The 14874-nt window shown below is 59.5% G+C and carries 15 protein-coding genes and 1 pseudogene; 8 read left to right on the plus strand and 8 right to left on the minus strand.

Features of this window, described 5'->3' with window-relative positions; all coding sequences use genetic code 11:
• Positions 1 to 110 precede the first annotated feature (110 nt).
• A complete protein-coding gene (locus tag PHA81_RS20100) occupies positions 111 to 446 on the plus strand; it encodes a universal stress protein (protein WP_273838613.1) in 336 nt (111 codons plus the stop codon).
• A 367-nt stretch (positions 447 to 813) separates the two neighbouring features.
• Here PHA81_RS20100 and PHA81_RS20105 read toward each other — a convergent pair whose 3' ends face one another.
• Entirely contained in the window at positions 814 to 1473 is a 660-nt protein-coding gene (locus PHA81_RS20105) for a methyltransferase domain-containing protein (protein ID WP_273838588.1), read from the minus strand.
• Positions 1470 to 3416 carry a copper-translocating P-type ATPase gene (locus tag PHA81_RS20110; RefSeq protein WP_273838590.1) on the minus strand — a complete coding sequence of 649 codons (1947 nt, stop codon included), beginning with the start codon at positions 3414 to 3416 and terminating at the stop codon, positions 1470 to 1472. Before PHA81_RS20110 ends, PHA81_RS20105 begins: the two co-directional genes overlap by 4 nt.
• 15 nt (positions 3417 to 3431) lie before the next feature.
• Between PHA81_RS20110 and PHA81_RS20115 the strand changes: the two genes are divergently transcribed.
• Entirely contained in the window at positions 3432 to 3554 is a 123-nt protein-coding gene (locus PHA81_RS20115; protein WP_273838592.1) for a hypothetical protein, read from the plus strand.
• Positions 3555 to 3922: 368 nt separating this feature from the next.
• Here PHA81_RS20115 and PHA81_RS20120 read toward each other — a convergent pair whose 3' ends face one another.
• The 3 genes from PHA81_RS20120 to PHA81_RS20130 all read right to left on the minus strand — a co-directional run bounded on the left by PHA81_RS20120 (position 3923) and on the right by PHA81_RS20130 (position 6025).
• Positions 3923 to 4117 (minus strand): heavy metal-associated domain-containing protein, encoded by a 195-nt coding sequence (locus tag PHA81_RS20120; protein WP_273838593.1) that lies wholly within the window; start codon positions 4115 to 4117, stop codon positions 3923 to 3925.
• A 120-nt stretch (positions 4118 to 4237) separates the two neighbouring features.
• Positions 4238 to 5119, minus strand: a complete 882-nt coding sequence (locus tag PHA81_RS20125) for a universal stress protein (RefSeq protein ID WP_273838594.1) — start codon at positions 5117 to 5119, stop codon at positions 4238 to 4240.
• A gap of 12 nt (positions 5120 to 5131) precedes the next feature.
• On the minus strand, positions 5132 to 6025 hold the full coding sequence (locus PHA81_RS20130; protein ID WP_273838595.1) for a universal stress protein: 894 nt from the start codon (positions 6023 to 6025) through the stop codon (positions 5132 to 5134).
• Positions 6026 to 6181: 156 nt separating this feature from the next.
• On the opposite strand from PHA81_RS20130, the gene PHA81_RS20135 reads away from it, so the two are divergent.
• The 5 genes from PHA81_RS20135 to PHA81_RS20155 all read left to right on the plus strand — a co-directional run bounded on the left by PHA81_RS20135 (position 6182) and on the right by PHA81_RS20155 (position 11606).
• A complete protein-coding gene (locus PHA81_RS20135; protein WP_273838596.1) occupies positions 6182 to 6625 on the plus strand; it encodes a pyridoxamine 5'-phosphate oxidase family protein in 444 nt (147 codons plus the stop codon).
• A gap of 170 nt (positions 6626 to 6795) precedes the next feature.
• Positions 6796 to 7362, plus strand: a complete 567-nt coding sequence (locus tag PHA81_RS20140; RefSeq protein ID WP_273838598.1) for a DoxX family protein — start codon at positions 6796 to 6798, stop codon at positions 7360 to 7362.
• A gap of 90 nt (positions 7363 to 7452) precedes the next feature.
• Entirely contained in the window at positions 7453 to 8316 is an 864-nt protein-coding gene (locus tag PHA81_RS20145; protein ID WP_273838600.1) for a universal stress protein, read from the plus strand.
• A 129-nt stretch (positions 8317 to 8445) separates the two neighbouring features.
• Entirely contained in the window at positions 8446 to 10548 is a 2103-nt protein-coding gene (locus PHA81_RS20150; protein ID WP_273838603.1) for an acetate--CoA ligase, read from the plus strand.
• On the plus strand, positions 10545 to 11606 hold the full coding sequence (locus PHA81_RS20155; RefSeq protein ID WP_273838605.1) for a phosphotransacetylase family protein: 1062 nt from the start codon (positions 10545 to 10547) through the stop codon (positions 11604 to 11606). The genes PHA81_RS20150 and PHA81_RS20155 overlap by 4 nt, the downstream gene beginning before the upstream one ends.
• Before the next feature lie 128 nt (positions 11607 to 11734).
• Here PHA81_RS20155 and PHA81_RS20160 read toward each other — a convergent pair.
• From PHA81_RS20160 to PHA81_RS20170, 3 genes and pseudogenes are all read right to left on the minus strand, one after another.
• Positions 11735 to 11866, minus strand: a pseudogene (locus PHA81_RS20160) (integrase); the annotation flags it as partial.
• A gap of 33 nt (positions 11867 to 11899) precedes the next feature.
• Positions 11900 to 13339: a hypothetical protein gene (locus tag PHA81_RS20165; protein ID WP_273838607.1), complete on the minus strand. Its 1440-nt coding sequence runs from the start codon at positions 13337 to 13339 to the stop codon at positions 11900 to 11902.
• Entirely contained in the window at positions 13336 to 13512 is a 177-nt protein-coding gene (locus PHA81_RS20170) for a hypothetical protein (protein WP_273838609.1), read from the minus strand. The genes PHA81_RS20165 and PHA81_RS20170 overlap by 4 nt, the downstream gene beginning before the upstream one ends.
• Before the next feature lie 54 nt (positions 13513 to 13566).
• On the opposite strand from PHA81_RS20170, the gene PHA81_RS20175 reads away from it, so the two are divergent.
• The gene (locus tag PHA81_RS20175) at positions 13567 to 14784 is read left to right on the plus strand and encodes an IS701 family transposase (protein WP_273838611.1); all 1218 of its coding nucleotides are present in this window, start codon (positions 13567 to 13569) and stop codon (positions 14782 to 14784) included.
• Positions 14785 to 14874: the final 90 nt, after the last annotated feature.

Genomic DNA, 14874 nt, shown 5'->3' on the forward strand with positions numbered 1-14874 from the left:
CAGGTCACTGATTCATCCGCTTCGTTCCTACAACGTATCAGCTACTGGGCTGTTGAGCCAGAGTGGACAACTAGCGAGAATATATACTGACGGAATGCCCGAATGCTGAAATTACAGTCCTTCATGTCATCGATTCTGCTGAGGTCAGTTATGCTGCTCCACAGATCATCGAAACCGAACTGAAAAGCTACTATGAAAAAGGCCACGACATGGTGACATCGCTCATAACCGATGTGCAGAGGATGGCTTACGAGTACGGCGTTAGACTGTCCACCGAAGCAAAAATCGGTCGTCCTTCTCAAACTATCGCTGACTATGCCGAACAGCACCACATCGACCAGATAGTGATTGATGGTCATGGACAGTCAGGCCCGGAATATGTCTCACTGGAGAATTCCGCTGAGGCCATGAATTGTCGCTCACCAGTACGTGTCACCATTATCTGATGATGGCGAGCCACTACCGTGCCATTGAGTGTGAGTTGCAACGAACAATACTGTCGCGTCGGATGACGTGTTCAACGGCCGGCGCGTCGGTGAGCGCGTTCGCCACAGATTCATCACTGTCGCGATCAACATCGATTCGACGAGTACCGTCGGTCCCTCAATCAACGTCAAGCGGTCGATGTCGAGAGTAAATCGTTCGATGATGCCGATTTCTCGGAGTCGCTCGACGCGATCTGAGACAGTCGGAGGTGACCGATCGACCTGTTTTGCGATCTCATGATAGGAGTGACGGCTGGCATCCACGTTCGCGTCGACATCGCCGTCGAAGGTTTTGCGATCTCACGATAGGAGTGACGGGCGTTCTCCATCAGGGGCCGTCCTGCTGCTTCGGTTTTCGTGCAGTGGCGATGAAAATCGTTCCGCCGTTGAACGCAGTGACCGTCGTCGATGCGAATCGGGAGTCGAGCGCTGTCGGGATGTTTTTCTCTGGAAACCAGTTCGTGGTGTACTTCGAGAGCGGGACGACCACCGTGTTGAGAAGCGTCCATGGAAGCTTCTGGAACGGTTGCGCGTCGAGGACGACGATCCGACCGCCGGGACGCAGCGCTTGGTACGCCGCGTCAAGCGCGCCTGCTGGATTCGGCATTGCACTCAGCGTCATTGCGGCATAGACAACATCGAACGCCTCGTCATCGACTCCGAGACGACCTGAATCACCACGTACTGAGTGGACGTTCTCCCAGCCCACCTTCCGAACTCGTTCAGCGGCACGCTCTACCATTCCGTGAGTGTAGTCCACGCCGACTACCTCCCCCCGACTCCCCACACGAGTGCTAAGCGCTTCGAAGGAGTTGCCCGGACCACAACCGAGTTCCAGTACCCGATCGTCGGAGCCGAGATCAAGTGATTCTACCGCACGCCCACGGAGTTCGGACTCGCGACCGAGGAAGGCGACGTCATACAGCCGGTCGAACAAGCGTTGGTGACGACTCCACCAGTTGTAGATGGACTGACCGCGATCGCTCACGAGAGGTCCACTCCACGGAGCCGGCGGGCGTTGATGGCGACGATGATCGTCGACAGTGACATGAGTAGCGCGCCCACCGCGGGCGAGAGCAGAACCCCGATCGGTGCGAGCACCCCGGCAGCGAGCGGGAGCGCGAACACGTTGTAGCCGGTCGCCCACACGAGGTTCTCCTGCATCTTCCGGTAGCTGGCTTTCGAGAGGCGGACGAGGCGCATCACGTCGAGCGGGTTGTTCTCAACGAGGATGATGTCCCCCGACTCGATAGCGACGTCCGTCCCCGACCCGATGGCGATCCCGACGTCCGCGCGGGTCAGTGCGGGCGCATCGTTGACGCCATCGCCAACCATCGCAACGAGTTTCCCTTCCTCCTGTAGCTGCGTGACCATCTGGTCTTTCTCTTCAGGGAGAACCTCCGCGAAGTACTGGTCGATGTCGAGTTCCTCGGAGACCGCGGCGGCGACGTCCTCGGAATCGCCAGTGATCATCGCCACCTCGATGCCCATGTCGTGGAGTGCTCGAATCGTTTGGTGGCTCTCCTCGCGGATGACATCCGCGAGCGCGAACGCGGCGACCACGTCGGTTTCCTCACGAACCAGATAGATCACCGTCTGTGCGTTCGCGCCGGCTTCTTCGGCGAACGACGTGATGGATTCGGAGCGTTCGATATCGAATTTTCTGAGGAGGTTCGGGCCGCCGAGATGTACGGTCGTCCCATCCACGGTAGCGCGGACACCAAGCCCGCGGAGGTTCTCGAACGCCGAAACCTGCGGACGGTCGACGTCGCGCTCATCGGCCGCGTTCCGGATGGCGCGGGCGATCATGTGTTCGGAGTCACCTTCGACGGCCGCAGCCACGCCGAACGCCCGCTCTTCGTCCCAGTCTTCAGCCGTCTCGACGCCAACGACGCCCTGCTCACCTTTAGTGAGCGTCCCGGTTTTGTCGAACATCACCGTGTCGAGGTTGCGCGACTCCTCCATGGCGATGCGGTCGCGGATGAGCATCCCGTTTTGTGCCGCGGTCGAGGTGTTGATCGCAACCACGAGCGGGACGGCGAGTCCAAGTGCGTGCGGGCACGCGATCACGAGGACGGTGACGACGCGTTCGAGGACCATGATGTCGAAGCCAGCCGCGATGACCCAGGCGACGAGTGTGAGAGCCGCAACGCCGAGCGCGACGTAGAACAGCCAGCCCGCCGCACGGTCGGCGAGAAGCTGGGTCGGGGATTTTGACTGTTGGGCCTCATCGACGAGGCGCATGATGCCCGCTAGTGTCGTTTCGTCCCCAGTCGTGGTCACTCGAACACGGAGACTACCGTCCTGGTTGACCGTCCCGGCGACGACCTCGCTACTGGGATCTTTCTCGACCGGACGGGATTCACCGGTGATCATCGATTCATCGACCGATGATTCGCCCTCGACGACCTCGCCGTCGGCGGGGACGCTCGCGCCCGGACGGACAAGCACAACGTCGTCCTCAGCCAGGTCACTGATCGGAACTTCCTCGGTGTCGCCATTGTCGGTGACCCGTTCTGCGGTGTCGGGCATGAGCTGTGCGAGCTCGTCGAGCGCGCCAGAGGCCTGCCGGACCGAGCGCATCTCCATCCAGTGGCCCAGCAGCATGATGTCGATGAGCGTCACCAACTCCCAGAAAAACGGCGTCGTTCCCGGGAGGGCGAGACTCGCAAGCGAGTAGACGAACGCGACGGTAATCGCCAGTGAGATGAGCATCATCATGCCTGGCTCGCGGTTTTTCAGTTCGGTCTGTGCCATCGAGAGGAATGGCACACCGCCGTAGGCGAAGACGATTATCGACAGGACCGGTGTTACCCACTCGCTGCCGGGAAACACCGGTGCAGTGTACCCGAACGTCTCCTGAATGAACTCGCTGAAAACGATGACCGGAAACGAGAGGACCAGCGAGACCCAAAACCGACGCCGGAACATCGCTTCGTGTCCGGAATGATCAGTGTGGGCCTGATCGTCGTCGTGGTCGTGTGTGTCACCAACCCCTTGATCATGGCCGGTCGAGGGCTGGTCGTGGCGTTGCTCTCCGGAATCGTCGGGCGACGCTTCGATGTCTGACTGGTCTCTGACGTCTATTGTCGATGTTCGTTGGCGCTGGGCTTCGTCGACTGCCGCTTCGGACGTCTCATCAGTTGTCTTTCGCTGGCCGTGCGTCTCGCCAATGGAGGTTGCCTCCTGCGAGTGATCCGTCTCTGATTTCAGTTGACAAATTCGACAGCAGGCTGCCGTTCCGCTGGCGGGCCTCTCATCTCGTTCTTTATCAGGGGTGTTCTCCATATGCGTCTTCGTCCGGTGATGGGGTATGTTCTCGGTCGTAGGCCGTCAGTTGGTGATGCCAGCAGCCGGGAGTTTCGAACGGTTCGGTAGGGGTGATCCCATACCGAGGATCGGTACACGACTCTCTCAGCCAGCACTCAGTCGTAACGCTACGCGTGAGCGGTGTAACCCGCGTCTTCGATCGCTTGGACGAGGGCAGCATTAACGGGATCTCCCTCGATTGTGGCGCGTTCCGCCTCTCGGTCTGCGTGTGCATCCGTGATCCCAGAGACGCCCCGAAGAGCCTCCTCGATGGTCTGTTCACAGTGCTCGCAGCTCATTCCTTCGACCGTGATCGTCGTCATATAGGTGATCCTATGTCCGCCTGATTTATTCCGATTTCTGCTTCGATAGCGATGGCTTGGTGGCCCAGAAACTGTTGATTCCAAAGTAGACATTCGGAAGGGCATTTCTGCAACGTATCACTACGATTCTGTTCCGGCCGTTCGAACGGTCAGCACAGGAATCGGTGACGTTCGCACTAACTTCTCGGTAACGCTTCCTAGCATGTACCGGTCAAACCCAGTTCGGCCATGTGTTCCGAGCACGACAAGATCTACGTCGTGCTCGTCGACGTACGAAAGAATCTCGTCATGGATCGATGTTCCGAGAACAACTGACCCGGAAACGGGGTCAACCGAAGCGTCCATTGCAAACTCCGTGGCGTCCTCCACGATCTCGGTCGCATTCTCTTCGAGGAACTTCACTTTCATTTGGATGCGAACGTCGACTCCAAGGCTCGTGACGTCGACGACCGACAGCAGGTGGAGTCCAGCCGTCTCTGCAGTCGCCACGTCGACGCCCGTCTCGAGAGCTTCCCTCGCGCAGTCGCTCCCGTCGGTCGGAACCAGTACATTTTGATACGGGTGAGTGACCGTGACATCGCTATCCGGGCGAATCGTGAGCACAGGGCTTTCCGCCCGCCTGACGACACGCTCGGTGGTGCTGCCGAGCAGGAGCCGTTCGAGACCCTGACGCCCGTGTGTTGGCATGGCGATGACGTCGACATCGCGCAACTCGGCATAGTCGAGAATTGTGCTATATGGCTCCCCCTGAAGGACCTCCGTGACGGTAGTGATTCCACGCTGGTGAGCGCGGTCGGCGGCGTCGCGGACGATCTGTTCACCCTCTTGTTCGAGGACATCGATGACGTCGCCTTGAATTTGAATAACGCTGTCTCGTGTCGTATCCGCTACGTTGAGGATGTGAACCGTCGCATCGTGCATCGCAGCGATATCGAGAACGTAATCGAAGGCAGCTGTTGCTCCGTTACTCCCATCGGTAGGGAGAAGGATTGTCTCAAACATACTCATCGGTGGTCATCGGTTCGCCTGTTTTCGCGCGTTGATGGCCATTACTGGCATCTCGGCGTGTCTGATGAGGCGTTCGGCGGTGCTCCCAAGGAGATACCGACTCACGCCCGTGCGCCCAGTCGTGGCCATCGTGACGAGGTCGACATCGTGTTCGTCGGCGTACGCGAGCAGGTCGCGCGCCGGCAGGCCCTCGGTGACGCTGGTGGTGGCGTCGAGACCCGCCTCCGCGGCGCGGTCGGCAATCGCTTCGGTCGCGCGCTTGCCCTCTGCCTCGAAGCGTTCGATGAGTTCCGGTGGCGGGGTGGAGCCGGGAGTCGGGGCCATCGCGCCGACGTCAATGATGGTGACCGCGTGGATGCGGGCACCGGCTCTCTTTGCGATTTCGATGCCGTGCTCGATGGCGGCGCTCGCGGCCTCACTACCATCAGTCGGGATCATCACGTCCTCGTAGTCGCCGGCGAGGTTGCTGCGTTCGGTCGCTTTGGTCGTCAGCACCGGACAGGGAGCGCGGCGCACGACGTGTTCGGTCACGCTGCCTGCCACATACCGACTCACTCCGGTCCGGCCGTGGGTCCCCATCGCCACCACGTCGGCGTCGTGGTCGTCGGCGTACTCGAGTATTGCGTTGGCGGGTCTTCCCCGCAGCACCGCCGTTTCTATTGCGTCACCGTCGAAGACTGCTTCGGTCGCCTCGATCGCCTGTTCGTTTTCGGCCTCAATGCGTGCGACGAACTCCGCATCGACGCCACCGGCGTTGAACATACCGCCCGCCGTTTGGATGTCGGCGGCACTGACGAGATGGACTGTCACGTCAAACGCCCGCGCGAGATAACGGGCGTGCTCGGCGGCACGAATAGCGTGCTCGCTGCCGTCGGTCGGAACGAGGATGGTCCTGTACATCGTTCGTTGAGTTAGTTCGTCGGCATATAAATCCGGTTGGCAGTTCCAGAGCGTGGGAACGGGCCTGTGGATTCATGCTCGTGCGCCCGGAGTGAGCGGATCGCTTCGTGTCGCTACTGGGGTAGAGTTTTGTCGATTCATCGCATAGTTCCTGCCATGAGCGAGAGTGACCCCATGACGATGGACGAGGACGAACGGGATGGGTTTCTCGGCAGCGGTGGCACGGGCGTCATCTCTCTATCAACTGGCGAGGAGGCACCACATTCGACTCCGGTCTCATACGGCTACGACGCGGCCGAATCGGTCTTTTATTTTCGGCTTGCCAACGAACCCGGCGGCGCGAAGGGCAACCTTTCTGGCCGCGCCGTCTCGTTCGTGACCTACGGCAACGACGACGGGTGGAAAAGCGTCGTGGCGACCGGGCAGCTGGAGCAAACCACCGAAGAATCAGTCGCCACCGAGAGCTTGCAAGGACTCGAACGAGTCCACATCCCGCTCATCGATATCTTCGGCAAGCCCCCGCGAGAGGTGGCCTTCGAGTTCTATCGGCTCGTTCCCGACGAACTAACCACTCGGACGGAAACACGAACCGAACCCTGACAACCACTCACGTTAATTGAACCGAATGGAGTAAATATAAAAACAATCTGTAGTGAAGTTCCCAAACCCGAATAGAGAGTCAACGCTCCTCCCAATTCCCAGTCGATGAGAATTGGCCTCTCAGTATATTTCGACTGCTCTCGTCTGTTTACCTGTAGGAGGGAAAACCAATGGCAGCAAATCAGATGACCGGCGAAGCAAACACGTTCCAGAGCAAAATCGGGGGAATCACCCTCACCGGGAAGGCTCACAGCCTGAGCGCGTGGTTCGTCCTCGCGCTACGACTCATGATGGGCTATGCGTTTCTCTACTCGGGGGTCGACAAGATCCTCGCCGGGGGATTCGACGCCCAGGGCTACTTGGTGGGGGCGGTTCCCGACGCCAGCCCGCTCGTTGGACTGTTCGCCACGATGGGCCAGACGCCGTGGTTCGTCGACTTCGTGAACGTCGCCGTTCCATGGGGTGAGGTTCTCATCGGACTCGGACTCCTCGTGGGGTTCCTGACCCGCCTCGCAGCGTTCTGGGGCGCGTTCATGATGCTCCTGTTCTACTTTGGGAACTGGGAGGTCGCCCACGGTGTGATCAACGGCGACTTCGCGTATATGCTTGTGTTCCTCGCCGTGGCCGCCTTCGGTGCGGGGCGCATCCTCGGGCTCGACGCTATCGTCGAGCAGCACGAGATCGACGGCCAGCCACTCATCGAACGCTACCCGAAACTCGACTACATCCTCGGGTGATCGTCACCCGGGGGTTGCTCTATACGATGATACCCGTCTGGAACCGAGTGATGCCAAACTACAAACACCACTGAGACACAACAACACATGATGTACAATACCATTCTCGTCCCGACGGACGGCAGTGAGGGAGCGAAAGCTGCGGCGCGACACGGACTGAACCTGGCGAACGCCTTCGACAGCCAGGTCCGGTTTCTGAGCGTCGTCGACGATCGAACGTACAGTAGCGGTCTCGCAGGTATCGACTCAGAGGCAAACGACCAACGGGAAGCACTCGAACGACAGGCCACTGACGCGCTCAAAATACTCGAAGAACTCGCGGTCGAAACGCCAACCACGTACCAGACGGCGGTCGAACACGGTGTCCCTCACGAGACGATTCTTTCCTCCGCCGACGAGCACGATGTGGATCTGATCTCGATGGGTACACACGGACGAACAGGACTCGATCGATATCTTCTCGGCAGCGTCGCCGAACGCGTCGTCAGAACGAGTGATGTTCCTGTTCTCACCTCTCAGTCCGAGCCTGAAGAGAACTCGGGATACGACAGAATCCTGATTCCGACCGATGGAAGCGATACCGCAACCGCCGCCGTCGACCACGGTCTGGCCATCGCAGAACAGTACGACGCGACAGTCCACGTGCTATCGGTCGTTGATCTCAGTGCTGTGGTAGGTTCGTACGATGTCGCGCCCATGATCGAGTCATGGAAAGAACGATGTGAGCGAACTGTAGAGGGCGTCGCTGAGGAGAGTGAAAATCGCGGTCTCGATGTCGTCACTGACGTTGTAGAGGGGACGCCCTACCGAGCGATTCAGAAGTACATCGAGAGCGAGAAAATCGACCTCGTTACAATGGGTACCCACGGACGGACCGGACTCGGACGATATCTCATCGGTAGCGTGACCGCGCGTACCGTCAGAACGAGCGAAATTCCGGTTCTCACAGTCTGATGAATCCACGCAGAGAGACGCTTTCTTCCCAAGATTCGATGACTGTCTCAACCATGAGCTGTTCATCGAGGGAATTATTCTGGGTTTGCCACCCCATGCATTATTGTACCTCCGACAAATTCACGACCGATGGGTGATCTCTCAGCACTGTTCGCTCCCTCGACGGTGGCCGTTGTCGGTGCAACCGAGCGCGATGGCGCAGTCGGGCGAGCGGTCACCGCCAATCTGCTCGCGTTCGACGGGGAGGTAGTGCCAGTCAACCCGAACAAGGAGACGGTGTTCGACCGCGAGTGCTACCCCGATCTCGGTTCGGTTCCGGAGTCCGTGGATCTCGCCGTCGTCGTCGTCCCTGCCGCTGTCGCTGTCGATGCCGTTCGCGATGCGGGAGCGGCTGGCATCGAGAACGTCGTCGTGCTCACTGCTGGCTTCGGTGAAGCGGGCAGCAAGGGAGCCACTCGCGAACGCGAACTCCGCGAGATTGCCAGCGAGTACGGTCTGAATCTCGTTGGACCGAACAGCGTCGGCGTGATGAGCACCTCGGTGAACATGAACGCGACGTTCGGTCCCGAAAGTGCCCAGGACGGCTCGATCTCCTTCATGAGCCAGTCGGGTGCGTTCATCACCGCAGTACTGGACTGGGCGAACGATCGCGACATCGGTTTTCGTGACGTGGTTTCGCTCGGCAACAAGGCCGTTCTCGACGAACGCGACTTCGTCGAGGCGTGGGGCGAGAGCGACGACACCGACGTCATCATCGGCTATCTGGAAGACATCACCGACGGCGGTGCATTCATCGAGACGGCCCAGGAGATCACTCGGGAAACGCCGATCGTGGTGGTGAAATCCGGACGGACGGAGGCGGGCGCGCAAGCGGCCTCCTCGCACACGGGGGCGATCGCCGGCAGCGAGCGCGCGTACGAGGCGGGTCTCGAACAGGCAGGCGTCATTCGCGCGGAGACGGTCGAAGAGCTGTTCGACGCCGCGAGCATGCTCGACGGGCAGCCCCTCCCGGAGAACGAGACGGTTGCCGTCATCACGAACGCGGGCGGACCGGGAGTGCTGGCGACCGATGCGGTCGGTGACTCTCGACTGGAGTTGGCCTCATTCACCGACGACACGCTCGGGTCGTTCGAGGAGATCCTCCCGGACGAAGCGAACATCTACAACCCGGTGGACGTGCTCGGTGACGCAGCAGCCAAGCGCTTCAGCGACGCGCTCGACGTCGCACTCGCCGATCCAAACGTCGGCGCGGCGCTCGTCCTCGCCTGTCCAACAGCAGTTCTCTCCTTCGAGGAGCTCGCCGAAATCACGACCACGACCCAGGCCGAGCACGACCTTCCGGTGGCCGCCTGTCTGATGGGCGGTGAGTCGACGAACGAGGCACGCGATCGCCTCGACGACGCCGGCATTCCGACCTACTTCGACCCGTCGCGGGCGATCGCGGGGCTCGCTTCGCTCGCTCGCTACCGGGAAATTTCGACCCGCGAGTACGGAGCCCCGACGTCGTTCGATGTCGATCGTGAACGCGCGCGAGATATCATCCGGAGGGCGGCCGAACGTCCCTCGAACGCGCTCGGCGTCGAAGCGATGGAGCTGCTCGACGCCTACGGTATTCCGACACCCGAAGGAACCGTCGTCGACACGCCGGCCGCTGCCGAACGCCATGCAGCCGAGATCGACGGCGACGTCGTCATGAAGATCGCCAGCCCGGACATTCAGCACAAATCCGACATCGGCGGTGTCCGCGTCGGTGTCTCGGACGACGAGGTGGCGGACGCCTACGAGGATCTCGTTGCTCGCGCGAAAAACTACCAGCCGAACGCTACCGTGCTCGGTGTCCAACTCCAAGAACGGGTCGATCTCGACGCCGGAACCGAGACCATCGTGGGGATGAACCGCGATCCACAGTTCGGTCCCCTGCTGTTGTTCGGCCTCGGGGGAATCTTCGTCGAGATACTCGAAGACGTCGCCGTCAGGATCGCACCCGTGAACGAATCGATGGCCGCGGAGATGGTCGGTGAGATCGACGCCGCGCCGTTGCTTCGTGGGGCGCGGGGACGCGACCCCGTCGACGAGGCGGCACTCATCGAAACGCTCCAGCGCCTCTCGCAGCTGGTGACCGATTTCCCTGCCCTGCTCGAACTCGACATCAACCCGCTCGTTGCCACGCCCGAGGGAGTCGTGGCAGTGGATCTCGCAGCGACCATCGATCCGGAGGAACTCGACCCATGAACCCGATACTGTTCACCTCGACCGACGAAAGCACCGGGAAGACGGCCATCGCACTCGCAGTCGCGCGGATCGCCGACGAGAGCGGTGTGAGCGCGGGCTACATGAAACCGAAGGGCACGCGTCTGCAAAGCAACGTCGGGAAGACTCTCGACGAGGACCCGCTGCTCGCACGCGAACTGCTCGACCTCGACGCCGAGGTTCACGAACTGGAGCCGGTGGTGTACTCACAGACGCTCATCGAGAGCGCACTGCGGGGCCAGGCCGACGGCGAGGAACTGCGCGAGCGCGTCACGGAGAGCTATCATGGCCTCGCCGACGATCGCGATCTGATCGTGGTGGAGGGCGGCAACCGCCTCTCGACGGGCGGAATCGTCGATCTCACCGACCGAGCAGTCGCGGAGCTGCTCGACGCACGGGTGGTGCTCATCGCCCACCACGACGAGCCCGGCGATGTGGACGACATCCTCGCGGCGGTCCAGCAGCTCGATGAGATCGATGGTGTACTGTTCAACGATGTCTCGGACGACGACTACGATGATGTAGCGACCGACGTCATCCCCTTCCTCGAAGACCAGGGGATACCGGTGCTCGGCGTGGTTCCCCACCAGCGCGAACTCGCGGGCATTACCGTTGCAGATCTCGCAGACGAGCTCGGTGCCCGAGTCCTCACTGACGAAGCCCCTCTCGACGACCTCATCGAACGAGTTACCGTCGGTGCGATGGGGCCCGAAGCTGCGCTCGGACAGTTCCGTCGCACACGCTCGGCCGCGATGATCACCGGCGGCGACCGGCCCGAGATTCAGACCGCGGCACTACAGGCGTCCGGCGTCACCTGTCTGCTCCTCACGGGAGGTCACAGCCCCCCACAGGCAGTCCTCGGTCGTGCTGAGAAGGCTGGCGTGCCGGTGCTGCTCGTCCCATCCGATACGATCACGGCCGTCGACCGTGCCGAGGACGCCATCGACTCCGGCCCGGCGAGGAGTGCTGACACCGTCGAGCGGATGCGGTCGCTACTCACAGACCATCTCGATGTTGACACACTGCTTGACCTGAACTAAAATCTCAGAGATTAACTACCCTACTCACGCTAACGCGCTTGTTGAGCGTGGGGCTTGTCAGTAACTCCGTGGCCGTTGGCGTCGACCACGACCAACGGGCGAACTGCCCGTCAACACTCACGAGTCCCGACTTCCTCGGGAAGGATTCGATCGTTGAGGCGCTGCTTTTTCGCAAACACCGTCATGTACCGATCTTCGAGATGAACGTCCTCCCACCGAACTCGCTGTCTGCGCTCGTCGATCCTGTCACGGAGAATCTCCACACAGCAAGTCTCGTCGTTCAAACCGGATATCTACATATAGTAGAAATATTGAGGTTGCACGTCGACGACAGACTCTGTGTCGACCTCGGATAGTACGTCACCTACCCGGCTCGCTACGCGGATGGTTGCAGGCATGCGAACTGAAAACTCAGATGTGTTCCAGTCTAGTTTGGTGAAGAGCAGAATCTCCTTACACAGTTTGAGCGACTGCGTTTCGCAGATCCTGTCTGGACGGATCTCAATCGGAGCTGGGACTCCGCTGCCCTGATACGTAGTCTCCTCAGGAATGTACCCTGTGGTATAGAGGTAATGCGTATCTTCATTAGATGATGAAAAGAGCGTCCCTCTCAGCGTCGGATAGTCCGTTGGAGGGAATACACGAATCTGGGGGTTGCGTCGTATCCAGACCAGATCAAGGTCTCTCACTCCATCAGTGGCATCCAGAATGCCATTCCTTTCCTCATCCCAGTAGAGCGAAGGCTTGTGCAGCACGAATCTGCTCGGCCTCGTCCCGAGTTGTCGTTCGTAGTAGTCGAGAATCTGTTCCCCGACTGATTTCGCAGCCTCATAGGACAAGTGGGGTGAACCGTTCTCATCTTCAGTGATATCGGGCAATGGGTCGCTTTGTAGAATGATGTGATCTCTTCCGTGGAAAACGTGGGCTAAGGCAGCACGTGCAATGTTTCCGTCAGTCGTGCGTTGCTTATAGAATGAGATCCCTGCATAGCAGGTTCCCTCCTCAATTTGTTGTGTCTTCCACGGATGCCCTCGTTGACTCTTGTATAGTAGTCCTACCGTTAGGTTCCACGCTCGGGAAGCACGCTGGCGGTCTGTTCGCATATCTAGTGTCTCAGGCTTGATCAACTGGGTCGGTATGCGTGCGTTCATGCCCATGAGTTTGATTCGACTACGTAGGTCCGATCCTTCTTCCTGATTCTGACCCCCGTACTGAATCTTCGCATAGTCCTGCCTGTCGGGCGTGCAGGCATCTATCACCCGTTGAGGGATGCACACAACGATCACGCTCGGACGAACCGAGTCCTGTTCAATGATATCGATATCGGTCTGAATGAGCTCTAAGAACGTCTCTATCCGCTTTTTCGGAGTAGATTCTCCGGTGACGGTCTTAATGTCTCTCCGCCGAATTTTCCGACGCCAGCCTTTTTTGTCATTGATTGAGAGGTTGATCTTCGAGCTTTCGCCCAGTCCGGGGAACGGCACTTGCCACGGGTTGTCTCTAGATCCTGGGTGAATCCCAGTATTCATGTCATGGAGCAGTTCGGACAGATGTCGGATCGAATCCCGGTCCCCGATGACTCCAAGCTTGATCGTGTGGTGATCGCTCTCGTATAGTCTAGGGCCGTATTTCAGCAGACCGCGCTTAGGAGAGGTTTCACTGCCCCCATCGAATTCGATCTCAGGTTCATCCAGGTGACGAAGAGTGAACTCGTTGCGGTCGCCGGAATTCACTTGTCGTCACCTTCGTGGACCAAATCGTACCCTTCCTCGATCAGTTCATCCCTCTCTTCACCGTCTTCCGGTGGTCTCACTTCGAGTGAAGACGATAATCGTGAGAACGAGAGCTGGTCAACAGCGGGAATTCCCGGGGATATGAACTCATCCAGCTTCGACTGTTCACTCATTACTCGGCTCTGCACGTTTAAGTCGGAACGCGATGTAGACGGCGGTGACGGCCGATGCTTCCGATTACGGATTTCCTGTCCTGCACCGATCCACTGGACGAGTTCGACTCGCTGTCGTATCACCAGACGCATCACGCCAAAACGTACGCGACAGGTCTTGCTGCGGGCCGCAGCAAGACCGTCACCGGGATCGCACGAGAAGTCCTTCCGGCCCAGGGCGACCGAGCGCTCAACAAGTTTCTCACCGAGTACGACTGGGACGAAGACCAGCTCAACCACGAGCGGTTAGAGGAGCTGCAAAAACACGGCAAGACGCGCTGGTCACAGGACGGCTACATCGTTATCGACGACTCGGTGTTCCAGCGAACCGGGAAGGAACTTCCCGGTGCTGGAGAGTTCTACGATCACACTGAAGGAGAACCCGTCTGGGGACAGGACCTCGTCTACGCGTTCTACACCGACGGCAAAACGTCCTATCCGCTCGTGTTCCGCCAATACGAGAAAGCCGACGACCAAGACCAGGACGACGAGAACGAGACGAAGTATGACCTCGCTCGGGAGATGATCACGGAACTCGAAGAAGAGGTAGGTGTACCTGCGGACACCTACCTCTTCGACTCGTGGTTCGCCCACGATTCGGACCTGATCAAGCACGTTGAATCCTACGGCAAGGACTGGATTGGACCGCTACGGAGCAACCGTCAGGTGTCCTTCGATAACGAGGAGGTGCGCGTCGATGCGCTGGAAGAGCGCATCGACAAGGTGGAGCGAGAAATTGACGAGGAAACGTACAAAATCTGGACGAGGACGCTGCCAGTCTCGATGCTAGGTGAGGTACGACTGGTGATCGCCGAGAAAGTCACTGATGAGGACGAAGATAACCCGGTCAAGTACCTCGCAACGAACAAGATCGACGCGCCCTCGGCCCATCTCATTCGGAGCTATTCCTATCGGTGGCGAATCGAGACGTTCTTCGAGGACTCGAAGCAGGATCTCGGCCTTGGAGACTGCGAGGTGCGTGATTCTGACGGTGCCAGTCGTCACTGGCACCTTCAGATGCTGACCTACAGCCTCCTTCGCCTTGGTCCCGAATCGAGCGCCTCGGAGCGACTCGTCTCGAAAGCCTCGTCGCTCCGAGCGCAGCTTGAACACGGCCTCAAAGAGGCGATCTACAACATGTTTTCGTGGGTGCGCGACCAGCCAGACCGTGATCTCGACGGACTGATGGAGGAAATCGACCACCTCTTCCTCCATTCTGAAGGGAGTTTATGAACGTGCAGAGTCGAGTAGTTCACAAAGCGGGTTAGGTGAGTGGGCTGCTCGGTCGGTTGATGCAGCCAAACCAAGCAGCCAATGAACTCA

The sequence above is a fragment of the Halococcus sp. PRR34 genome (genome assembly GCF_028617175.1).
In the GTDB taxonomy this organism is placed as follows: Archaea; Halobacteriota; Halobacteria; order Halobacteriales; family Halococcaceae; genus Halococcus; species Halococcus salifodinae.